This is a genomic window from Candidatus Dependentiae bacterium, from assembly GCA_018897535.1.
Lineage (GTDB): Bacteria > Babelota > Babeliae > Babelales > UASB340 > UASB340.
In genome coordinates this window covers 1-22965 of record JAHIKO010000032.1, presented here as the reverse complement: position 1 = coordinate 22965, position 22965 = coordinate 1, and the positions used below count along the sequence as shown (strand labels likewise).

Here is a 22965-nt window from a genome sequence, read left to right as displayed (position 1 = left end):
CGCCAAATCAAAAATGGCATCGTGATTCCAGGGCGAAAGAGTAGTGAAATTTTTTTTAGACACAAACAACACTAATGTTGGTAGGTATATCTCGTTGAGATAAAAAAAGAGAGGAGGAACGTAATAACAACTAACTTCTTTTTTTGTTCATCATAAAAACATCATGTTTATTTCTTAATCGATACACACAATAACATCCGAGTTTTTACATAATGGTAAAGTAAGTAAGTAGTCTTCGATCTTTTACATACGTTAAATTTTACACTTAAAATGTAATTTTTAATTGTTGTTTTTTGATCGAAATTTCTTAGGGGAAAGACTAATATGAATAAACTTCTAAAAGGTTTGTTGGTAACGGCTTTCGCTGTTGGCACAATGAACGCAGCTACAAATAAAACATTCTTGATGCCAAGATCACAAGGCGTAAACCTTCCAATGGAATACACAACATTCAATGAATTAATTCAACATAAAAATGGAGATTTCTTCGGAGCTCATTTCCAAGTAGTTCCATTTTATCTTGAATCATGCGACAAAGGTGATTTAGGTAAATATTTTGGTTTTGCTAACAAAAATGTAATTAGACTTTCAGGTTCAACCAATATTGCAACATCGGATTTAGCTTTCAGACGTATATTCCATCACGCTGACGAGGCAACTGCAGTTGCAGATGTTAAATTTGAACCGGAACTTCAAGCTTATGGCGCAAGAATTGATTACTACCAAGATTTAGAAAAAATTCTTGATGGCTTATATTTAAAGGTTGCATTGCCTATTGTAAATGTTGATACAGATATGCATATCAATGTCTCAAATAAAGCCGGTGGTAATAGTTTCTTTTTAAGTAGCAATTATATAGAAAACTACTTTTTAGGAACATATGGCGATGGTAATCCAGCAGCAACAGCTGCAGCCCAAACTGGCGCTGATGCTCAACAGGTATTAAAATACGCAAAAATTGGTGGTTCACACTCTGAAACATCGGTTGCAGACATAGATTTAGTTTTAGGCTATAAGTTTTTCGACAAAGAAAAATATTATGTAGCATTAAATCTTGGTTTAACCATTCCGGTAGGAAATGATGCAGATGGCGTATGGGCATTTGAACCAATAGTTGGAAATGGCGGACATTGGGCAGTTGGTGGCGGTCTTGATTTCTCAGTAAAACTTTGGGAAAAGAATGACCAAAACATCAAATTAACAGGTGTTGCAAACTATAGATATATGTTTGAAGATACAGAAATGAGAACATTAGGTCTTAAAAAATCTGATGGAACTTCTGTAAATTGGGGACAATATCGTTATGTTGGTACCGATGGCGGAAATACTGCAATACCAGCTGCAAACGTTTTGACAAAAAATGTTGAAGTTGAACCGGGCAGTCAAGTAGATGCAATACTTTACTTCACATACAATAATGGCGGCTGGACATTAGACTTAGGATATAACTTCTTCTGGAAAGAAAGAGAAGATGTTAAATTAAAGGGAACAGATTTCCAAACAGCAACACATGCTATTGTTGATCCTGATTGGGTTGGAACAGCATCATTATTAGTAACAAATTTCTTACCTAAAGCTAGCGATAATGCTGTTGTTGATGGTGCTACATTTGATGCCCCTGTTGTATTTGGCACAACTGCATATCAATTAATTAGAGATAATATTGATACAACAGTTGCAGAAACCCCATCAATGGATACACATAAGATTTTTGCAGGCGTAGGCTACAACTGGAAAGAATGGGAATATCCTCTAATGCTTGGCATTGGCGGTGCATATGAATTTGCCGGAAACGATGGTATCGAAAACTGGCAAGTATATGGCAAAATCGGCATGAAATTTTAATCGATTTTAATTGTCGAAATTCATGGGTCGGTAACGGTCCATGTGCGTGGGTCGGTAGAAATACCGGCCCATTTTTATTTGATAGATTGAAAATATGGGTAAAGGCGCCCAGGGCAGACGCCCAGAGCATATCCAGCCTTCGCCGAGGCTACGGCGGACAGGCGCACTGGGCTACCGCAAAGCCGCCTGCAGGCGCAGGCTCAAAAACTTCTTGATAAATAATTCTTTATATATATAAATAATATCCTGTAAAACAAACAATTCTTGGGGGATCGTATACGAAAAGTAATCATGTGTATTCAAAACTTTATTATCATGTTGTTTGGAAAACAAAAAATAAAGAACCAAATATTAAAAATGAATTTAAAAAAGATTTATATTTATATATAGGACAAATTATTAAAACAAAAGGTTGGCATTTAATTGCAATTGGTGGAATAGAAAATCATGTTCATATTTTGGTTCAAATTGAACCTCAAAATACAGTTTCCGATCTTGTGTGTAAAATAAAATCAAATTCGTCTCGATTTATTAAATTAAATTTCGATCCAAACTTTGCTTGGCAAGAGGGATATGGTGTATTAACCATTGATAGGCATTCTGTAAAAAGAATTAAAAATTATATTTTAAATCAAGAAGAACACCATAAAATTAATATTTAAAATTAACATTTTGAGCCTGCGCCTGCAGGCGACTTTACGGTAGCCCAGTGCGCCTGTCCGCCGTAGCCTAGGCGAAGGCTGGGTAAGCTCAGGGCGATAGAATAAATAAGACTGGATCCCGGATCGTAGTCCGGGATGACACCCGCGGTTGATGCTGCTTTGTTATTGCTTTACGCGGTATTGATGTACTTATGCCCCGGGCGGTATTAATGCGTCTCGCGTTTTATTATCCCAAATTACTTTTTTTATGGATAATTGTTTGATGATTTAAATTTGCAAAATACGATAAACACTAAATAAAAACAAGTAATATGATATTATTTTTTAAAATATTGAAATCAAATTAATTTCTCGCTACGATATGAAAAGTATAAAAATTATACGGACACAAACTACTCAAATGTTAATCGGATAAAATTTTTTGGAAAAGAAAGGAGGATGTACAAACATCGTCGTTTTCATTAAGGTAAAGTAAGTAAGTGAGGTTCGATTTTTCATAATCAAATTTAATATGCAAAAAAATTAAATTTTGTGCGTGAAAAATTCGAAAATATTTAGGAGAAAGATTAGTATGAATAAACTTTTAAAAGGTTTATTGGTCGTAGCATTTGTTTCTGGCGCAGCAAATGCCGCAATAAATAAAACATTTTATATGCCAAGATCTCAAGGCGTAAATCTTCCAATGGAATACACAACATTCAATGAATTAATTCATAATAATAATGAAGGAAATCTTTTTGGCGGACATTTCCAAGCAGTTCCATTTTATCTTGAATCGGCAGACAAAAACGATTTAGGAAGATATTTTGGTTTTACAGGTACCAATGTAATCAAAATTGGTTTAACTACAGTTGCAGATATAAATCTTTATTATGCAAGAATGTTTCATGTTGGTGTTGTAGCTCCTATATTACATAGAGCAAATACAGCTGCTGAATTTAAGCTTGAACCAAAACTTGAAGCTTATGGTATAAGAATGGATTATTACCAAGATTTAGCAAAAGCATTAAAGGGTTTATATTTAAAGGTTTCTTGTCCAATCGTTAAAGTTGATACGGATATGAATTTGGAAGAAACAATGACAGCAACAGGTTTCTTTGCTGTTCCAAGTGATTCCGGAACCGATGCAATCAAAAAATATTTTAATGGAACATATGGCGAAGGCAATCCTGCAAAAACAGGTCAATTACTGCAAAATTCACAAAGAAGACTGCAATATGCCAAAATGGGTGGTTCACATTCAAAATTGGCAGTAGCCGATATTGATTTAATAATCGGTGAAAAATTTTTCGACAAAGAAAAATATTATGTTGCATTAAATCTTGGTTTGACCATTCCTGTAGGAACACACCCTGATGCAAGATGGGTATTTGAACCTGTAGCCGGCAATGGTGGACACTTTGCATTTGGCGGCGGTTTGGATTTTGCATATAAATTCTGGGAAAAGAAACACCAAAATCTAAAATTAACAGGTGTTGCAAACTATAGATATCTATTTGAAGCAACAGAATTTAGAACTTTAGGTTTGAAAAAATCTGATGGAACAAAAGTAAATTGGGGTCAATATCGTTTAGCAGGTAGAGTTGGCGATCAATTTGCAACTCCTACAGCAAACATTTTATCAAAAGATGTTTCAGTTACACCTCGCAGCCAATTGGATTCAATGCTTTATTTAACATACAATAATAAAAATTGGACATTCGATCTTGGTTACAACTTCTTCTGGAAAGATGGCGAAAAGGTTGAATTGAAAGCTCATGATTTTGAATCAAATGACTATGCAATATTGGTAACAGATTATCTAGGAACAGCAGCCATTGTTGATACGAATTTTGCAACTGAAGCTTCAGCTACAACTGACAAAGATGCTACAGCAGCCGGTACTGCAACAAATTGCTATTATTTGAACAGAAATCATGTTGATGCCGATGCTGCAGAAACACCATCAATGATGACACACAAAGTATTTGCAGGTATTGGATATAACTGGAAAGAATGGAAATATCCTTCAATGCTTGCAATTGGCGGCGCATACGAATTTGACGGAAATGATGGCCTTGAAAATTGGCAAGTCTACGCTAAATACGGCTTCAAATTTTAATAGAATTTGATTTTAAAAAGAGTGGGTCGGTAGAAATACCGACCCATTTTTATTTGTTAGCCCAAAGCTTTCGCATTGGGCTACCGTAAAGCCGCCCGCAGATGCAGGCTCAAAAATTTTTTGAAAAATAATTCTTTTATTATGCCATTAACTTGCCATTAACTTGCCATTAACTTGCCATTAACTTGCCATTATTTGTATTTAAAAATATTTTATAGAATTTAAATTTTATTTTCTTCATAATAAAAACATAAAATTTAATTGAGAATAATATGAAAAACATTTTAGGAGAGTTTTATGTTTGGATTTGGTAAAAATAGCCCAAAAATAAAATTGTATAAACCGGGGTTAAATTGGGGAAAATACAAATATGAAGCGTTGGCTTTTTCAGTATTTTGTTTTTCCGTAATTACATTTTTATCCATTTTTTCTTTTAATTCAAATGATCAATCATGGTTTTATGTATCAATAGAAAATCAAGAAATAAAAAATATATTGAGCTCTTTTGGTGCAAATTATTCCGCATTACTTTTTTATCTTTTTGGTTCAGCCGCATATATTTTTGCATTTGGCTTATCTTTTTATTCATATTTAATTTTTAAATATAAAAAAATATCAAAAACCATTTATCGAGCCGTTGCTTTTTTTCTTTTTAATATATCAATTTCTTCAATTTTATATTCTTTTAATTTTGATTTTACAAACAGTTATCCCGGCGGACTTTTTGGCATAAGCATATTTAAGCTTATGGCTTTATATATGGGGTTTTTTGGAGCTACTGCATTTAACTTTTTTTTATTAATACTTTTTTTTATACCCGTTGCAAACATATCGTTTAAATATCTATTTAAACTGTTTTTTAATTTAATTATAAATATTGTAGGTTTTGTTGTTGCAAAAGTTGTAGGTACTATAAAATTTATATTTTTATATATTTATTCAGTTGTTTTAAGTTCTTTGAATTTTGTGTGGCAAATTACAAAAGATTATTTTTGTACCGTATTTAGAAAAGATTATTCAGATATATCTGAAGATTTTTTTATAGAGCAACCGGTTTTTGTTGAAAATAATATTAATAAAGAAAACTTTGACCCGGCTCAAATGAATGAACAGGAAGCTTGCTTAAGCCCGATGGTGCAAGATCAAGATTCTAAAGATATTAAAATACAAGTTGATAAATTAATAAATTATAAATTACCTGACACAAATATTTTTCAATCGGTATCCAATAGCGATGAAAAATTAAAAAAACAACTTGAGCAAGAGGGTGTTGTAAAAGCACAATTGCTTGAAGAAAAATTAAAATATTTTGGAATTAAGGGCACTGTTACGGCTATTCATCCCGGGCCTGTAATAACTCTTTTTGAATATAAACCGGAAATTGACAGTAAAATTAGCAAAATAATATCACTTGAAGATGATCTTGCTCTGGCTTTAATGGCATTAAGCATTCGAATTGTTGCTCCAATTCCGGGAAAAAGCGTCGTCGGTTTTGAAATTTCAAATAAAACAAGACAAAATGTTTTATTGGCGGAACTTTTAAACAGCAAAGAGTTTAAAAATTTTTCAGGCAAATTGCCAATTGTGTTTGGTGTAGATATTGTCGGAAATTCTGTAATTCAAGATCTTTCAGGTATGCCGCATTTACTTGTTGCAGGATCTACAGGCTCCGGTAAATCTGTAGGACTTAACACAATGCTTGTGAGTTTGTTGTGCCAATTTAAACCTGATCAATTAAAATTGATTTTAATCGATCCTAAAAGATTGGAGTTTGCACCTTATAAAGATATTCCACATTTACTGTTTCCTATAATTACCAATCCAAGACAAGCCAGTCCGGTTTTAAAATGGCTTGTACAAGAGATGGAAATGCGATATGACAAAATGTCTCATTTTGGTGTAAGAAATATTTTTGAATATCAAGATTTGGCAAAAAATGATAATTCGATTGAACAAATGCCGTTTATAGTTTTGATGATTGATGAGCTTGCAGATCTTATGATGGTTGCCGGAAAAGATATAGAAATTCATATTGCACGAATAGCACAAATGGCAAGAGCTGCCGGAATTCATATGGTGATTGCAACTCAACGACCTTCGGTTGATGTTATAACCGGTCTTATAAAAGTAAATTTTCCATCAAGAATTGCATTTAGAGTTTCATCAAAAATAGATTCTCGAACAATTGTTGATTGTTCGGGTGCGGAAAAACTTTTGGGCCGTGGAGATATGCTTTATATGAATTCGGCTTCTTCCGATTTACAAAGAATACATGGTGCATATGTTGGCGTAAAAGAGATTGAAAAATTAACAGCACATCTAAGAGCTCAGGCCGAGCCTGAATATTTGGATCTTAATGAAACTTTACGTGAAATGAGTAAAAGTGAAGTTGAAAATATTGAAGATGAGTTGTATCCGGATGTTTTGGAATTTATCAAAAAGATTGAAGAAATTTCTATTTCCGGATTGCAAAGAAGATACAGAATTGGATTTAATAGATCGGCAAGAATTATAGAAAAGCTTGAATTTGATGGACTTTTGGCTCCGGCTCAAGGTAGTAAGCCTAGAAAAATTTTGAAAGATAATTTGTAAATATAATCTAGGTTTATGAAAAAAATATTTGTATAATAAATTTTAGTAAAAATTAAATAATAAATTATAAAAACAAGAGATATATGATATATAGCTATTCTTTTTTTAAAACAACTTTGCCTGATGCTCAAATAAAAGCATTTGGAATTGATCTTGAAACTTTTTTTAATACAAAAGAAATAAAAAGTTTTTGTATCGACAGCCGTAATATTGAGAATGGACAAATATTTGTAGCATTAAAAGGTGAACGGGTTGATGCACATGATTTTATTGAAAGCATATTGGAAAAAGATGTTTTGGGGATATTAATCAATAAAGAATGGCTGGAAAAATTAGATAAACTGGATCAAAAATTATTAAAAAATAAAATCGTCATAGCTGTAAATGATTCTTTAATTTCTCTTAAATTATTGGCTATTGCATGGCGCAAGCAATTTTCTTATCCGGTAATAGGTGTTACCGGTTCTGTTGGAAAGACTACAACAAAAGAGATGCTTTTTCATATTTTTAATACCGGAAATATTTCTGCCTTTGCATCATTTAAAAATCAAAACACTGCAATTGGATTGAGCTTAAATATTTTAAAAATGCGCAAAGAGCATAAATTTGCAATTTTTGAAATGGGAATAAGTCATATTGGCGAAATGGAAGAGCTCGCAGATATTTTAAGGCCGGATATTGGCGTTATTACATATATTTCTCATGCTCATACAAATGGCTTAGGATCCATTGAAGATATTGCCAAAGAAAAACTAAAAATCTTTAAATTTTTTGAATCAAAAAATGTCGGAATAATTTGTGGTGATAAAGATGTTTTAACTAAAGATTTTTATCCACATTTTCCACTTATAACTTTTGGTAAAAAAACAAAAAATAATATTCATGCAAGACTTATTAAAATTATAGCAGCGCAAGAAGATATTTTTGGGCCTAATAATTTTTTAACTAAATTCGATTTAAAAATATATTCAAAAAAATACAAAGCCGTAATTTTGGGAAATCATGAAGGGCTAATAAATAATGCTCTTGCTGCAACTGCAGTTTGCACGTTTTTACAAATTGATGCAAAAATTATTTTAAAAGCTCTTGCTACATATAAATCTTTTGAAGGTCGATTTGAAACAATAGAACTAAAAGACAAAAAGACTTTTTTAATTAATGATTGTTATAATGCATCACCTGAAAGCATGAAGGCTGCAATAAAAGCCTTTGCTCTAATGCATTGTAAAGGTAAAAAAATTGCGGTAATTGGCGATATGCTTGAATTAGGATCAACGGAAGTTTTTTGGCACAAATTAATTGGTAGATTTTTAATTAAATCGTTAGATATCGATTACCTAATTTTGGTTGGTAAATTAGCTCATCTAATTTCAAAAACCGCTCCTGTTGTAATTAAAACTAAAAAAGTGGAAAATTGGAAGCAGGCAAAAGATTTTTTAAGTGAAATTTTAGATAAAAACGCTGATTCATTGGTATTATTAAAAGCATCACATTCCGTTGGGCTTGAGAATATTGTAAAAGAATTTAAAGTTTAAGATTAAATTAACGGGTAATGACATCATTACCCGTTAATTTATGTTCAAATATAATTAAGAACAAGGCAAACAGTCAGCATTTAATAGATTAAGCTTATTCATTGATATTTTAACGTAGGAAGGAATTCTATCTTTGGCGCCGGGATAGTAAAGGATGTGTCTTATAAATTTGTTATCGCGATTGTAGTATCCATATTTATTCAAGTTTGGATCTGCATGCATGTGACCAAATGCTATTAAATCAATTTTATTTATACTCCCATATTCCAAAGCTTGATCAATTAATAAATTTTGAACTTTAGTGCCTCTTTTATTTGTTAAATTTTCTTTATTATAAACGATATCTGCCCAAATATACGGATTATCATTATCATCTATAAATGTTGTTTCATACAACATTATAATGTCATTTTTGTTTTTTTTATCAAATTTAAAATTTTTATCAATGCATCCATGTGCAAATTGGATAACTTTAGATTTATCATCTGTACCTAAAATAACGAAAGATGTTGTTGGTAATAATTTAAATGCAGCAATTGTATCTTGAAAAGATTTTTTTCTAGAAGTTCTATCAATAGAATTAAACTTAAATAGAAATTCACTTGAGGTGCCATAAGTTGAAGCGGTAAGATCACTTTCATGGTTTCCTCGTAATATTACAACATTATTGAGATTTGTATTAAATAATTTCATTACTAGGTATGAACATTCTATGCTAAATGGCCCTCGATCCAGAATGTCTCCACCGATAATTAGCTTATCTTCTTTTTTTTGTATTTTAAATTTTTTATCTATAATGCCATCTTTTTCTAATTTTCTTAATACGGCGGTTAAATGAAATAAACTTCCATGAATATCCCCTACAAAATAAATATTTGCATTTTTATCCGTATGTACTATTTGACCATAAGCAATGTTTTTTTCATTATTATTACTTATGATATTTTGTTCTTTTATTTTATCCATTTGATAATAAGCGGAAAGTTTTTCTGACAAGTTTTGTTGAAAAATATTTAATTCTTTCTCGAATAGAGGTTTAAAAGATTTTTCGTTCATACGAAATAAATAATTTTCACTAAGTGAAAAGTCATCAAAATAAATAATCAAAGAGTTTCCAATCTTTTTCCAGAAATCTGATTGCATTTCATTTAAAATTTTTTCATCTATTTCTATATTTTCATTAAATACAAATTTAGAAAGTACTAAATCAGTTTCTTCTTTACTTTCTTTTTTACTTTCTTCTTTGTTTTTTTCTTTGGATTTATTTTTTAATGCATTTTCTAAATACTTTAAAATTTCTTCGCGAATTTTTCCTTCAATTATGATATTTTTGCTGGCTGAAAGCATGTATGTTTCATTTAAATTATCAATAAATTGCTTATCTATTGCTGCACCTGCATCTGTTAAAATTGTTACAATGTCATATGCTGTATCAGGATAATTTCGAATAAAGGTTGGGTTGGTTGATAGTTCTAAAGGGGTTTGATTTTCTTTGTTTTTTATATTTATATTTGCCTTATTTTCAGCTAACACCTTAGTGGCGTCTTTAAATCCGTATTTAATCGCTCTAAACAAAGCTGTTTGTTCTTCATTGTCTTTTATTTCTAGATTTGCTTTTTTTTCTATTAATAATTGAATAATATTTGTTAATCCGTTGGATGCAGCATACATTAAGGCGGTCTTTCCTGTTTGATCCTGTGCATCTAAAACGGCGCCACTTTCGGCTAACGCTCTAACTGTTTTTTCATGATTGTTTCTGGAGGCTAGCATTATGGGTGTGATACCGTTACTTAATTTTTCATTTACATCTGCACCATTTTTGATTAATACTTTCAAAGCTTCAGTATTGCCTTTATCTGCAGCATCAAAAAGTTCTTTTGTAAATTTACTTGCCGAACAAATATTACTGATTATGAATAAAAATAATAATATTTTTTTTATATTTTTCACAATAGTCCCTTTTTTATAAAAAATAAATATGTATATATGGTTAAAATATGAAATTTATATATTTTTTCACCTCCTGAATCTCATATTATAAAAATTTTTAATATGTAGAAAAATTTAAAACAACTTTATTGTTGAAGATTTATCTATAAAAAGTCAATAGAATTTTCATTAAAGCTATTTAAAGTTATATTAAAAGCATCACATTCCGTTGGGCTTGAGAATATTGTAAAAGAATTTAAAGCTTAATCACTATTTTTGCTAAAATATTTTCTTTTCTTGTATCAAAAATTAAAAAATACTAAATTAATTTTAGTAATCAGTCGAAAATATAGACGAGAAAAGGAGTTTTCATGTGTGCACAATGCGATAGCAAAAAAAAGAGCGTAAGTGATGTTGATTTTGCATCAAACTTGTCCGGTCTTTTGCACAAAGTTTTGAATTATCATGAAGTTGACGGTTTGCCTCAGATGGTTTTACATGAATTGGGGCACGAAGATCGTTTTAATTTTAATAAAGCAACTTATTTGGTAGACAATCCAGATTTTAATCATTTGTTAGGCGTTGCAGGATATTCTTGTGATGAATGCCATTATCACCAGTCAGACTTGTGGCAGGAACCAAATTTATTTCTAAAAGATATGGAAAGCGCACGATATCATAACGAAGTAAAAAGTTATTTAAACGATAGCCTTAGACGTAAAGATATAAACTTGAATAATTCTAAAGAAGTAAAAGAATTGGGTGCTTTTTTGGGTTTAAAAAAGCCTGAATATTTTTCTTGGAACTCAAAAAATGGAAATCACGGTATTTTATTGTTTGAGCCTCAGGAACAAGAACAGTCATCATGGAGAGTAAGCTTTTTACACAATATTGCAGCGTTATTAAGTTTTTGCGGCATATAATTTTATTATTATTTTTTGATTTTTGATTTTTTTCAAAGTTTTAAGCTTTGTGCATTTTTCCAAAACCCCATATTCTTGGGAATAAAATGCATCTTGAATTGAGAAATCTAAGTTTGATTTTAATATAAAAATTGTTTTATTTTCATGCAAAAGTTCAAATTTATTTTTATTTAATCTTTTTATTTTAATATTTGGATGAAAAATAAAATTCCAACAAACGATTTTATCGGTATTATTTTTTGCAAAATCTTTTATTAATAAGTTATTGTTAATTTTATTAAAAATTAGTGTTCTAAAAAGTTTTATGTGATCGTTTATATAATAATTTTTAATAAAAATTTTATTTTTATATCTTTTGATTATGGCAGTATCTTTTTGTACTTGTTTGTTTAGCTTAAATATATCTTGCTCAGATGTGCTATCTTTTATAAAAAAAGTATTGTGATTGTTAAAGCTTCTTAACTTATTTCTATAAAATTTATTTGACGTATAAACATATGTTCCCGGGTCAATAATTATTGGGATATTATTGTAAGATAGCGTAATAGATAAACTATCGTTATGAAAGTGACCTGTCGGCTGTATTTTTTTGTAAGTGGGGTGTCTGTATGTTATATGAATTTTATTGTTTTTTATAATAGTTAGACCAAAATTTTTATAATGCGAAATTAGCTTGTTTTTATATTTTTTATTGTGTAAAAAATGGAAGTTATGTAAAATTTTGCCACTGTCGTTGTCGCCAATTTGTACAAAATTATTATTAAAATCAGTACAGTCGTTAATAAAATTTATAGATTTATTTAATTTAGTTTTAAATTTATTGGGTAAGCTTAAATTATTCTTTTTACATAAATAATAAAAAAGCAAAAATAACTCTATTGTTAATTTGTGGTAACTTGTAGAGCCTTCATAGCATGTGCCGTCCGGCATGATTTGGGTTTCAAATTCTTCTAAAATTTTTTTTAAAATTTTATTCTGTTCTCTTTTTAAATCGAAAAAAATTAATAAATAAAAATAACCAATTAAGTCTGTAATATAGTGATTATTATTTTTATAAAAAATTTCCCAATTATTTTGTATGTAAATTTTATGTTGATAAAGTGAATTTATTAATTTTAGCCAAAAATTATTGCTTATATTTTCGTTTTTAAAATAATTAAAGGCATAAATTAAATTAATTGCACGAATGGCGACTTCCATAGGATTTAACCAATTAACACCAAGTAAAAACGGGTTGCTTTCGATCCATGATTTTGTGTGCGTGACAAAAACATCCATATATTTTTTATCGTGTGTTTTTTTATATGCAACAGCTAAATCTACAAAGTAATATAATCGTGAAAATTCCCACGGTATTTTAATATCGGGCCCTAAATTATTTATATTATTATTTGTGTATGTTTTAAGCTTAATATCTTGATAAAAGCTATATTTAAAATTACTAAAATCTTGGGACCAATCAAGATTGGACCAGTTTATATTTTTATCAAAACTTAATTTTTTATTAAGTATATAAAAACGATTTTGCGTTGCTTCGTTTGCAATTTTTATCGATTTATCAATAGCAAAATTTAACTTTGGTATAAAGTTTTCATTTTTTAATTTATTCAAAAACGTAATGAATTTTTGATCGTTTTTTTTAAATAAAATAAAAAATTCTTGTTGGTTTATAGCTTTGTTTTTGTATTTTTTATAAAAAATATATTTTTTAAGAATTTGTATCTTATATTTTATAATATTTTTTAGCATGCTTTTTATCATTATTATTGCTAATCAACTTTTTATTAAATACATTTGATTATATTTTATGATTTAATCGTAAGAAGATGATGTGTCATCCTGAACTTGATTCAGGATCCAGTCTTCATATTCTTTATCTTTTTCAAATATAGTGTAAAACAAATCATGCCAAGCAGAATTGAATTTTTCAATTAATTTTATTTTCCAATTTCGATGCCAACCTTTTAACTGCTTTTCTCTGGCAATTGCATCTTCAATGTAGTCAAATTGTTCTATATATACCAATAAATTTAAATTATGTTTTTTCGTAAAGCTATCTGCAATTTTAAGCTTATGCTCTGTTATTCGACGTTTTAAATTATTGGTTACGCCTATATATAGTGTTCCATATGGTTTATTTGTAAGCATGTAAATAAAGTAATTATTCATGGTATTTTAATTTAATGGAATTAATATAAAATGCAATGAAGACTGGATCCTGAATCAAGTTCAGGATGACACTCGCGCTGCGCTAAGCATAACCTACAAATTAGTTAGCTTTAATATCTCATTAAGTTCTCGACATTTGGTTATTGCTCGTAATAACACGCTTGACGTATATGCTGGAATATAAAAAACATGCATTTAACCTATAAATTTTTAAGCCCCGGCAATTCTTGAGCATCAACATCTTTTGCCAAATAATCAAGCGTGGCGCCGCCACCTGTTGATAAAAAATTAAACTTATCTTGCAAATTAAATAGATTTATTGCTGCAATGCAATCGCCGCCGCCGGCAATTTTATAACTATCGGAGTTTGCAATTGTATTTAATATTTCTTTTGACCCTGTAGAACTTTCCGGTTGCATATAAATTCCCATAGTGCCGTTTATAAAAATAGTTTTAGCTTTTATTATTTCGTCTGAAAATAATTTTATACTATCAGGGCCTATATCAATGGCACTTTCATTTTCTTGAAAATTTTTTGTATTTTGAATTCCAAAAATCGTTACATGATCAATCGGTAACAATATTTTAATATCTTTTTCTTTTGCTTTTTCTAAAAATTTTTTTGCAAAATCGATTTTTGTATTATCTACAATGGATTGACCCATATTAAAGCCTTGAGAAGCTAAAAAAGTATATGAAATAGCTCCACCAATTATTATTGAATTCGGTTTTGTTTTTTCATCTTTATCTAAAAAATATTCCAATAAAGGTATTTTTGTTTCAAGTTTATTTCCACCTAAAATTACTAAAAATGGCTTTTCAGGATTATATTTAATTTTGTTTAATTCTTTTATCTCTTTATCGATTAAAAATCCAAAACCTCTATCTTTGGGCGAAAATTTTAAAATCAGTTCATTTATTGAACAATCATCTCGGTGAATTAACGCGAATGCATCATTTATATAAATATCTGCAAGCTTTTTTAAAATTTGGGCAAAATTTTCTCGCTCAAGACTGTTTCCTTTTTCTCCATGATAAAAACGTAAGTTTTCAAGTAACAAAATTTTGCTGAAATTTTCATGACTAAAATTTTCGGCTTTTATAAGATCAATTTTATATTTTATCTCATAACCATTTTCTTCAAACCAAGGAATTAATATTTTAGTTGAAAGTGTTTCATCATAAAAATTAGTGTGCTCTTTGGGGTCAGGTCTTCCTATGTGTGTTGCCAAAATTACTTTGCCTCCGTTTTCTTGTATATAATTTATTGTTGGCAAGATCTGTTTTAATTTATAGTTTTCAATAATTTTACCATCTTGAGAAATTGGTATGTTTAAGTCGGCTCTTAAAAAAACTCGTTTATTTTTTAAATCCATATTTTTTATAAAATTCATAAAACTACTCCTGTCTTAAAACCTGGGCAATATTTATATTTTTAGTTCTTTTGGCAGGAATCCAAGTAGATAAAAAACCTAAAAACATGGTGGCAATAAATACCACAATAAAAATTTCAACATCCATTCGTGCCGGTAAATACGATACATAATAAACATCCGGAAGCTCTATGAACGGATAACGTTCAAGAATAAAACCGGCAATAAAAGCTAATAACAACCCTGTAAATGAAGCCCAAAAACTTATTTTGAGCCCAATATTTAAAAAAATGGCTCTAATATTGTTATCCGGAAATCCCATTGATTTGAGTATTGCAACATCATGTCTTTTTTGTTGTATGTACATGAAAAGTAACGATATCATTGTCATGCATGCGACTAGAGTTATGAGTGCCAATATGAAAAACATCACATATTTTTCCAATCGTAAAGATGCAACTAATGCGGGGTAAAGTTCTTTCCAACTTGTTACCGTTAAATTGGTTAACTCTGTTTGTATTTTGTGTAAAATTATTTTTTCATAATCTTTTTTAATAAATATATTTATTAGTTTTTGAAAAATATTCAACTTTGGATCGTTAAATTTTAGATTTATTTGATCTGCGGCATTTGAATTTTCTTTAAACAAATCATGTAATAAATTTAATGTGCAAAATGCGAAATTATTGTCATATTCTTCAAGCCCAATATTAAAAATTCCTGAAATTATTAAAGTTTTTTTCTTTAATGCAATTTTATTTTTGCCACCTTGTCTTGGAATTAAAATATCAAGACTGTCTCCAATTGCTAAATTAAAAGATTGGGCCATTTTTTGGCCTATTATTATTTTATTTTCTGTTATTAATTCTGATAAATTTGCTTTTGGACCAGATAATATTTTCTGATTTATATTACTTACATTTATTTGAGTATCGGGATTTATGCCTTTTATAAATAGTATTGTCTGAGAATTATTTTTATCTATTAAAACTTGCCGTGTACTGCTTGGACTTATTGCATTTATTTGGTTATCAAATTTATCTTTTAAAAATTTTTCTATAGAAATATAATCAATTTGTTTTCCGTATGAATATATAATTGCTTGAGAATTGATTCCCTGCATTTTTTCATGAGTTACTTTTTCAAAACCGTTCATTATTATTAATGTAAGCATTAGAGCAAATGTGCCAATTGAAATTCCCAAAAAACAGATTTTCATCATTAACGAAATATTTCTATCTTTGTTTTTAAATTTTATATACTTTGTTGCAATAAAAGAGCTTAATTCATTCATTTTTTTCCTTCTTTTTTTATTTTTTAATTTTAGTTAAATTACAAACTATAGTATAATACTTAAGTTCTTATTATTGAAATTTGTGAAAAATTAAAACTAAAAAGAGTTGGGAGTTGCTAATGTTTAAAAAAAATAATCTTTTAATTTTGATATTTACCATTTTTTTATTTCCATCCTGTTATAAGCATTATAAAGTTTCAAATATCGAATTTCACCAAGGCCAAAATCATCCTGATGAAAGAGTTGCCTTAAATAAAAACCTTAAAAAAGTCGCAATATATGATGAGTATGAAACTAAAGCAATTTTTGATTTGTTATACTTTTCCGATTCAGTAAGAGAGGCATATATTAATAAACATGTGGAAAAGAAAGGTTATGATCAAGAGACAAAAAATTCTTTGATAGCAAAAGAATTGGAACAGAATAAATATTGGACTACTTTTTATATTTTAACAGATTTAAGAGATAGAAAACGTAATTCTTTGAACGAAAAAAATGCAACATGGTCGGTATTTTTAAAGCTTAATAATGGATCAACGGTTCAGCCTATAAGTATTAAAGAGATTGATTTGGAACCTGAAATTCAATATCTTTTCGGCCCAAGGTTTACTCCATTTCAAAGATATTTTGAAGTAAAATTTCCGGCAAAAGATTTAAACGGTAATTTATATATAAGTGAAAAAACCACATTTGAAGTTGCACTAAGTTCTGCATATAAAACAAGCTTTGTTAAATTTAATGATCAAACAACAAAAGATTTGTATAGACCATATTCAAAAAAGAGAAAGATTTTAAAAAATGAAGATTTCTATTGGATCTGACCATAGAGGCGTAGAGCTTAAGAGTAAAATTATTTCAAATTTTTTAAATATAGAATGGGTAGATGTTGGTGCTTATGACCTTACTAAGACAGACTACCCGATCTATGCTAAAAAAGTAGCACAAAATATTCTTGATAATAATTCTGAATTAGGAATTTTGATTTGTGGTTCCGGAGTGGGTATGTCAATTGCCGCAAATAGATATAAACACATATATGCAGCTTTATGTTGGAATCCTGAAGTTGCAGCTGCCGCCAGATGTGATGATATGGCAAATATACTGGCTCTTCCGGCTGATTATATATCGCTTGATCTTGCTTTTGAAATTGTAAATGCTTGGTTGAAAGCAGAGTTTAAGGGCGGGCGATACCAGACTCGGCTGGATATGACGAATTTATAGATGAATTAAGCGCTATAATCACCTGTTTGACGAAGTTTCAATAATCCATTATTATTTATAGACTTTTATAAAAATTTATTTATTTAGGATTGTATGGAAAAGTTTCGTAACTATTTTAAAATTATTATTTCAACCGGTTTGGCTATGTTTTCAATGTTTTTTGGTGCCGGCAATGTGGTATTCCCTTTGGATCTTGGACGTTTTGCAGGAAATATGAATTTTTATGCAATACTTGGATTATTGATTACAGCGGTTTTAGTACCATTTATTGGGCTTTTGGCTATGTTTTTATTTTCGGGCGACTATTCAAGCTTTTTTAATAGAATAGGTAAAATTCCCGGATTAATTTTGTCTGCATTTTTGCTTGCTTTAATTGGACCTTTTATGGCAATGCCAAGATGTGTTACACTTTCTTTTTCTACTTTGCAAAGTTATATTCCCGGAGTTTCTTTATTTTATTTTTCACTTGTATTTTGTGCTGTTTTATTTGTTTTTGCATTTAAAAGAGCAAGAATTTTAGATTTATTGGGAACAATTTTAAGCCCATTACTATTAATTTCTTTAATTATATTGATAGTTAAGGGAATTTTTTTTACACATCCGGTAGCAAGAGTTATTGATTTTTCAAAAACTCAAATTTTCATGTATGGGTTAACCGAAGGTTATTATACCATGGATCTTTTGGGTGCTTTTTTCTTTTCAGTTGTTATACTTTTGGGGTTGAAAAAATCTTTTGGATCCGGATTTTCGTTTAAAGATAAAATAGGTAAAAGAAAATTTTATTTGGTAACTATAATTTCAAGCATAATCGGTGCAGGGCTTTTGGCATTGGTTTATATTGGTTTTAGTTATGTAGCTTCATTTTATTCATTAGAGCTATTAAATATAGAAAAAGATAAGGTTTTAAGTGTTCTTTCTTCTGTTGTTTTGGGCTCGGCAGGTGGAATTGTTGCAAATATGGCTGTAATTTTAGCCTGTTTGACGACGGCACTTACTTTGGCTGTAGTTTTTGCAGAATTTATTCAAAACGCACTGTTTAAGAATAAATTAAATTATAAATCAAGTTTGCTTATAACTCTTATTTTGACTTTTGCTATGTCAAATCTTGGGTTTATGGGAATTATTAAATTCAGTACTCCAATTTTATTGATAATTTATCCGGTGTTAATTGTTTTAACTTTGGTTAATTTAGCAAATAAGTTATTTGGCTTTAAGTATGTAAAAATTCCTGTAGCAATTTCTCTTATTACTTCAATTGTTTGGTATTTTGTTAAATAGATTCAAATTAATTTATTTATAATTTTTATTATTTGTTCTAAAATATAATTATAATAAAGTTATTTATTTGGGCTTAAACCCTAAAACTAGGAATATTATGAGTACAGAAAATAATAAAAAAAATCCGTTTCAAGATACATTAAATTTACCAAAAACAGATTTTTCCATTCGTGCAAACGCTGTAGAAAAAGAGAGTGAAATATTAAAAAATTGGGAAAATAAAAAATTATCTGTCACTTCTTTTACTCATAATATCGGTAAAGAAAAATTTATACTTCATGATGGTCCGCCATATGCAAACGGCAATATTCATTTGGGCCATGTTTTAAATAAAACACTCAAAGATATTTCTGCCAAATACAAAAGAATGATAGGTTTTCATGTGCCTGTAACTCCTGGATGGGATTGTCACGGATTGCCTATAGAATTAAAAGTAACCAAAGAAAAAGAAAAAGAGCTAAATTCAATAACTGATCAAAATGAAAAGCGTCTAGCTTTAAAAAAATACAGTCGTGAATATGTAAATAAATGGATTAATACACAACGTGAAGAGTTTAAAAATTTAGGCGTTTTGATGAATTGGGATAATCCATATATAACAATGAGTCCGGAGTATGAAAGCTCGATTTTAAAAGCGTTTTCAAAATTTGTAGAGGGTGGATTTATTGAGCGAAAAAATAAAACCGTGCCATGGTGTGCGTCATGTAAAACAGTTCTTGCAACCGCTGAAATAGAATATAAAGATAGAAAAGATCCATCTATATATGTTTTATTTGAACTTGATAAAAGTAGTGTTTCAAAATTATTTTCTAAGTATATAGATAAGCAAGTTAATTTTTTAATTTGGACAACAACGCCTTGGACATTACCATTAAATAGAGCAGTAGTTTTAAATAGTAATGCAAAATATAGCTTATTGGATATAAACGATAATAAAGCAATAATAGTAGCAAGTGATTTGGCCGATAAATTATGTAAACAACTCGAGATAGAAAAAATAGTTTTACAAGAATTTGAATCTCAAATATTAAAAAATAGTTTAGCAATTCACCCATTTATAGATAATTTACAAGTACCGGTAATTCTTGATAATTCAGTATTGTTAAACGAGGGTACGGCTTGCGTTCACAGCGCTCCCGGTTGCGGTCCTGAAGATTACGCTTTAGGTGTAAAAAATAATTTGGAAATCTATTCGCCATTATCGATTGATGGTAAATATACAGCTGAAATTAAGCCAAAAGAGTTGGTCGATATGCCTATATCTGATGGACAAATTTGGGTTCTTAGAAAATTACAAGAAGTAGGGCGCTTACTTTATAAGACAAATGTTACACACTCATACCCGCATTGTTGGCGTTGTCATAATGGTCTTATGTTTAGAGCTACGGAACAGTGGTTTTGTAATTTACAAAAAAATAATTTAATTGAAAAAACTTTAAGCGAAATTGAAAAAATAAAATTTTATCCAGATTGGGGAAAAAATAGGTTACATGCATTTGTTTCCAATAGAACGGAATGGTGTATCTCAAGACAAAGAACTTGGGGTGTTCCAATAACGGCAATAATTTGTGCCGATTGCGGTCACGCTTATTTGGATAAAAATTTTATAGATTCGATTGCAAATTTTGTTTCAAAAGAGGGGATAGAGTTTTGGGATAGAGTAACTATTAAAGAGCTTGTAGATCTTAAAATTTTATCAAAAACTTTCTCATGTGCATCTTGTCATAATAACGATCCGGATAAATTTAGAAAAGAGACAGATATTTTGGATGTTTGGTTTGATTCAGGAGTTTCAAGCTATGCAGTATTACAGCAAAATTTAAAAGATTTGGCATTTCCTGCAGATTTATACTTGGAAGGGTCGGATCAACATAGAGGATGGTTTCAGAGTTCTCTTTTAAGCTCAATGGTTTTAAATGATAAATCTCAGACTAAAATTATTGTTACGCACGGATTTACGGTGGACGAAAAAGGCTATAAAATGTCCAAATCTCTTGGTAATGTTATAGCTCCGGATGAAATTATTAAAAAATACAGCCGTGATATTTTACGTCTTTTTGTAGCATCGGTTGATTATCAAAATGATATCGTTGTATCCGATAATGCCTTAAATAATGTTATGCAGGCATATAAAAAAATAAGAAATACATGCAGATTTATGCTTTCAAATCTTTACGATTTCGATATCAAAAAAGATGCAGTTGCATATGAAAATTTATTACTTGTTGACCAATATATTCTAAATAAACTTTATGATTTAAATGAAAAAATTTTAGAATCTTACGAAAATTATAATTTTGCATCAGTATTTCACTTATTAAACAGTTTTTGTGCAAATGATTTAAGTGCTTTATATCTCGATATTTCAAAAGATAGACTTTACACAGAGTCTGCAAATGGACTTTTGCGCAGATCTGCACAAACTGCTATTTATATAATTCTTGATACGATTACGCATCTTATGGCGCCAATATTATCGTTTTTGGCTGAAGAAGTTTCTGATTTTTACATGGTTGATAAAAAAGAGAGTATACATCTTTGCAGTATTAAAGAATTAATTGATATCTGGGATAAATTAAAAAACAAGAATAAATTGGCGTTTGAATCAGCGTTACAATCTAAAAATGTTAATGAAAATTTGGGTTCTTTGACATATAAAAGCTCTATGATTGGGGCATTTAATGCGCTTGAAAGTTTACGTGAAGTTGTTTTAAAGGCAATTGAAGAAAAACGTAAGTTGGATATTGTAAAGCACTCTTTAGAAGCCAAAGTTACTGTTTATTTTGACAAAAATAGTAAAGAATTTGAACTAATTAAATTTTTAGAAAATAATCTAGATGAAAGCGAAAATTTAAATAAATTCTTAAAAGATTGGCTTATAGTTTCGCAATTGGAGTTTGCTACTACGAATAATGGACTTGATGCCACCGAATTGCCTTGGGTTTTTGTGCGTATTGAACATGCTGTTGGCGATAAATGTCCAAGATGTTGGCAGTGGGAAGCGACCGATCATGCTGAAAAGCTTTGTAAGAGATGTGCTTTGGTGCTTAAAAAGTAGGTTTTCCCAAAATAATAAATATTTATTGATTTTCTAATAGAAATTATTCTATACTCTAATTGTAAGTTAAATAGATATAATTTTATTGGCTTTTTTAATTTAAAAGGGGGATTTTATGAAAAAGCTTATATTGTCAATTTTGGGTTCGTTATTCTTTTTGTCTGTACAACCGTTAGGCATTTTGGGTCAAGATCCGGCAGTGTTGATGAAATATATTGGTTACATTGGTGCTATAGATAAAGCATTAAAGGGTGAGCCTGCAGGTTTTTCAGATCTTATAAAAATGGCTACAGTTGAAATTCAAAACTTAGATTTTTCTAAAATTACCATGAGTCAGGTTGAGGTAATTAAGAATTTTATTAAAGATGGTTTGGCAAGTAAAGATTATGGTATTTCATCTCAAATGAAAGAATTTGTTGATTCATTTATCGCTAAGTTAAAAGACAGTGCTTCTCAAAACCCTGTACTTATAAACGGCTTGATTCAACAAATTAGTACTTTGGTTGGTTCAACAAGACCTGTTCAACTTAATATGTAAAATATAAAAGTAAAATTTGATATTTTACAGGCGAATATTAAAAATATTCGCCTGTTTTTGTTGGTTCTTACTTAATTATTAAATTTTTTTGCAAAATTAAATACTTAAATTATCTAGTTCACGCTAATTAAAAAAATTCGAGTAGCGTTGCGAATGCAATGCGATATTATGGTAGCCCAATGCGTGTGCTTTGGGCGATAGTAAATAAAGACCAGATCCCCGATACAACATTTGCGTTACTTAATTATTCGCGTTTTGTTATCGCAGATATCATTTCAAGAAACTTTTTCTTTGTTGCAAATTCTGAAGTTATTCCCTCAAATTTATTTATTAAATTACTTTTTTGATCATCAGTTAAATCTTTTGAGGCACTTGCTTCTTCTGGCTCGGGGATAAAATTTTTTATATTTTCAATTAAATATTCTTTTGTATTTTCATTTTCTATTT

The 22965-nt window shown here is 29.6% G+C and carries 17 protein-coding genes; 11 read left to right on the top strand and 6 right to left on the bottom strand.

The window, feature by feature from the left end; genetic code table 11:
• The first annotated feature begins 324 nt into the window (after window positions 1-324).
• The 5 genes from KKE07_01810 to murF all read left to right on the top strand — a co-directional run bounded on the left by KKE07_01810 (window position 325) and on the right by murF (window position 8735).
• Entirely contained in the window at window positions 325-1845 is a 1521-nt protein-coding gene (locus KKE07_01810; protein MBU4269594.1) for a hypothetical protein, read from the top strand.
• Between the two features lie 293 nt (window positions 1846-2138).
• The gene (gene tnpA, locus KKE07_01805) at window positions 2139-2507 is read left to right on the top strand and encodes an IS200/IS605 family transposase (GenBank protein MBU4269593.1); all 369 of its coding nucleotides are present in this window, start codon (window positions 2139-2141) and stop codon (window positions 2505-2507) included.
• Between the two features lie 571 nt (window positions 2508-3078).
• Window positions 3079-4608, top strand: coding sequence for a hypothetical protein (locus tag KKE07_01800; protein ID MBU4269592.1), 1530 nt, complete (start codon window positions 3079-3081; stop codon window positions 4606-4608).
• Between the two features lie 297 nt (window positions 4609-4905).
• Window positions 4906-7200, top strand: coding sequence for a DNA translocase FtsK (locus KKE07_01795; GenBank protein MBU4269591.1), 2295 nt, complete (start codon window positions 4906-4908; stop codon window positions 7198-7200).
• Between the two features lie 83 nt (window positions 7201-7283).
• Window positions 7284-8735: a UDP-N-acetylmuramoyl-tripeptide--D-alanyl-D-alanine ligase gene (gene murF / locus KKE07_01790; GenBank protein MBU4269590.1), complete on the top strand. Its 1452-nt coding sequence runs from the start codon at window positions 7284-7286 to the stop codon at window positions 8733-8735.
• A gap of 54 nt (window positions 8736-8789) precedes the next feature.
• Here the strand turns inward: murF and KKE07_01785 are convergent, their stop codons facing one another.
• Window positions 8790-10685 carry an ankyrin repeat domain-containing protein gene (locus KKE07_01785; protein ID MBU4269589.1) on the bottom strand — a complete coding sequence of 632 codons (1896 nt, stop codon included), beginning with the start codon at window positions 10683-10685 and terminating at the stop codon, window positions 8790-8792.
• A gap of 350 nt (window positions 10686-11035) precedes the next feature.
• On the opposite strand from KKE07_01785, the gene KKE07_01780 reads away from it, so the two are divergent.
• Entirely contained in the window at window positions 11036-11587 is a 552-nt protein-coding gene (locus KKE07_01780) for a hypothetical protein (protein ID MBU4269588.1), read from the top strand.
• Here the strand turns inward: KKE07_01780 and KKE07_01775 are convergent.
• The 4 genes from KKE07_01775 to KKE07_01760 all read right to left on the bottom strand — a co-directional run bounded on the left by KKE07_01775 (window position 11567) and on the right by KKE07_01760 (window position 16423).
• Entirely contained in the window at window positions 11567-13336 is a 1770-nt protein-coding gene (locus tag KKE07_01775; protein ID MBU4269587.1) for a heparinase II/III family protein, read from the bottom strand. The two genes, KKE07_01780 and KKE07_01775, sit on opposite strands and share 21 nt — an antisense overlap.
• 63 nt (window positions 13337-13399) lie before the next feature.
• Window positions 13400-13756: a GIY-YIG nuclease family protein gene (locus KKE07_01770; GenBank protein MBU4269586.1), complete on the bottom strand. Its 357-nt coding sequence runs from the start codon at window positions 13754-13756 to the stop codon at window positions 13400-13402.
• 200 nt (window positions 13757-13956) lie between these two features.
• A complete protein-coding gene (locus KKE07_01765) occupies window positions 13957-15150 on the bottom strand; it encodes a phosphoglycerate kinase (GenBank protein ID MBU4269585.1) in 1194 nt (397 codons plus the stop codon).
• 4 nt (window positions 15151-15154) lie between these two features.
• Complete coding sequence (locus KKE07_01760) at window positions 15155-16423, bottom strand: ABC transporter permease (GenBank protein MBU4269584.1); 1269 nt, start codon at window positions 16421-16423, stop codon at window positions 15155-15157.
• Window positions 16424-16542: 119 nt separating this feature from the next.
• Here KKE07_01760 and KKE07_01755 point away from each other — a divergent pair, with 119 nt between their 5' ends.
• The 5 genes from KKE07_01755 to KKE07_01735 all read left to right on the top strand — a co-directional run bounded on the left by KKE07_01755 (window position 16543) and on the right by KKE07_01735 (window position 22518).
• Window positions 16543-17244, top strand: coding sequence for a hypothetical protein (locus tag KKE07_01755; GenBank protein ID MBU4269583.1), 702 nt, complete (start codon window positions 16543-16545; stop codon window positions 17242-17244).
• Window positions 17222-17644: an RpiB/LacA/LacB family sugar-phosphate isomerase gene (locus KKE07_01750; protein MBU4269582.1), complete on the top strand. Its 423-nt coding sequence runs from the start codon at window positions 17222-17224 to the stop codon at window positions 17642-17644. The genes KKE07_01755 and KKE07_01750 overlap by 23 nt, the downstream gene beginning before the upstream one ends.
• Before the next feature lie 93 nt (window positions 17645-17737).
• Window positions 17738-18922, top strand: a complete 1185-nt coding sequence (gene brnQ, locus KKE07_01745) for a branched-chain amino acid transport system II carrier protein (GenBank protein MBU4269581.1) — start codon at window positions 17738-17740, stop codon at window positions 18920-18922.
• Window positions 18923-19019: 97 nt separating this feature from the next.
• Window positions 19020-21980, top strand: coding sequence for an isoleucine--tRNA ligase (gene ileS / locus KKE07_01740; GenBank protein MBU4269580.1), 2961 nt, complete (start codon window positions 19020-19022; stop codon window positions 21978-21980).
• A 115-nt stretch (window positions 21981-22095) separates the two neighbouring features.
• Window positions 22096-22518 carry a hypothetical protein gene (locus KKE07_01735; protein MBU4269579.1) on the top strand — a complete coding sequence of 141 codons (423 nt, stop codon included), beginning with the start codon at window positions 22096-22098 and terminating at the stop codon, window positions 22516-22518.
• A gap of 244 nt (window positions 22519-22762) precedes the next feature.
• Here KKE07_01735 and KKE07_01730 read toward each other — a convergent pair.
• The coding region (locus tag KKE07_01730) for a hypothetical protein (GenBank protein MBU4269578.1) at window positions 22763-22965 on the bottom strand (203 nt) is incomplete at its 5' end.

Excerpts from the sequence above, each read along its gene's own strand:
- KKE07_01810 (MBU4269594.1), top strand. The coding sequence starts at position 325 with ATGAATAAACTTCTAAAAGGTTTGTTGGTAACGGCTTTCGCTGTTGGC.
- KKE07_01800 (MBU4269592.1), top strand. The coding sequence starts at position 3,079 with ATGAATAAACTTTTAAAAGGTTTATTGGTCGTAGCATTTGTTTCTGGC.
- KKE07_01795 (MBU4269591.1), top strand. The coding sequence starts at position 4,906 with ATGTTTGGATTTGGTAAAAATAGCCCAAAAATAAAATTGTATAAACCG.
- murF (MBU4269590.1), top strand. The coding sequence starts at position 7,284 with ATGATATATAGCTATTCTTTTTTTAAAACAACTTTGCCTGATGCTCAA.
- KKE07_01780 (MBU4269588.1), top strand. The coding sequence starts at position 11,036 with ATGTGTGCACAATGCGATAGCAAAAAAAAGAGCGTAAGTGATGTTGAT.
- KKE07_01775 (MBU4269587.1), bottom strand. The coding sequence starts at position 13,336 with ATGCTAAAAAATATTATAAAATATAAGATACAAATTCTTAAAAAATAT.
- KKE07_01770 (MBU4269586.1), bottom strand. The coding sequence starts at position 13,756 with ATGAATAATTACTTTATTTACATGCTTACAAATAAACCATATGGAACA.
- KKE07_01765 (MBU4269585.1), bottom strand. The coding sequence starts at position 15,150 with ATGAATTTTATAAAAAATATGGATTTAAAAAATAAACGAGTTTTTTTA.
- KKE07_01760 (MBU4269584.1), bottom strand. The coding sequence starts at position 16,423 with ATGAATGAATTAAGCTCTTTTATTGCAACAAAGTATATAAAATTTAAA.
- KKE07_01755 (MBU4269583.1), top strand. The coding sequence starts at position 16,543 with ATGTTTAAAAAAAATAATCTTTTAATTTTGATATTTACCATTTTTTTA.
- KKE07_01750 (MBU4269582.1), top strand. The coding sequence starts at position 17,222 with ATGAAGATTTCTATTGGATCTGACCATAGAGGCGTAGAGCTTAAGAGT.
- brnQ (MBU4269581.1), top strand. The coding sequence starts at position 17,738 with ATGGAAAAGTTTCGTAACTATTTTAAAATTATTATTTCAACCGGTTTG.
- ileS (MBU4269580.1), top strand. The coding sequence starts at position 19,020 with ATGAGTACAGAAAATAATAAAAAAAATCCGTTTCAAGATACATTAAAT.
- KKE07_01735 (MBU4269579.1), top strand. The coding sequence starts at position 22,096 with ATGAAAAAGCTTATATTGTCAATTTTGGGTTCGTTATTCTTTTTGTCT.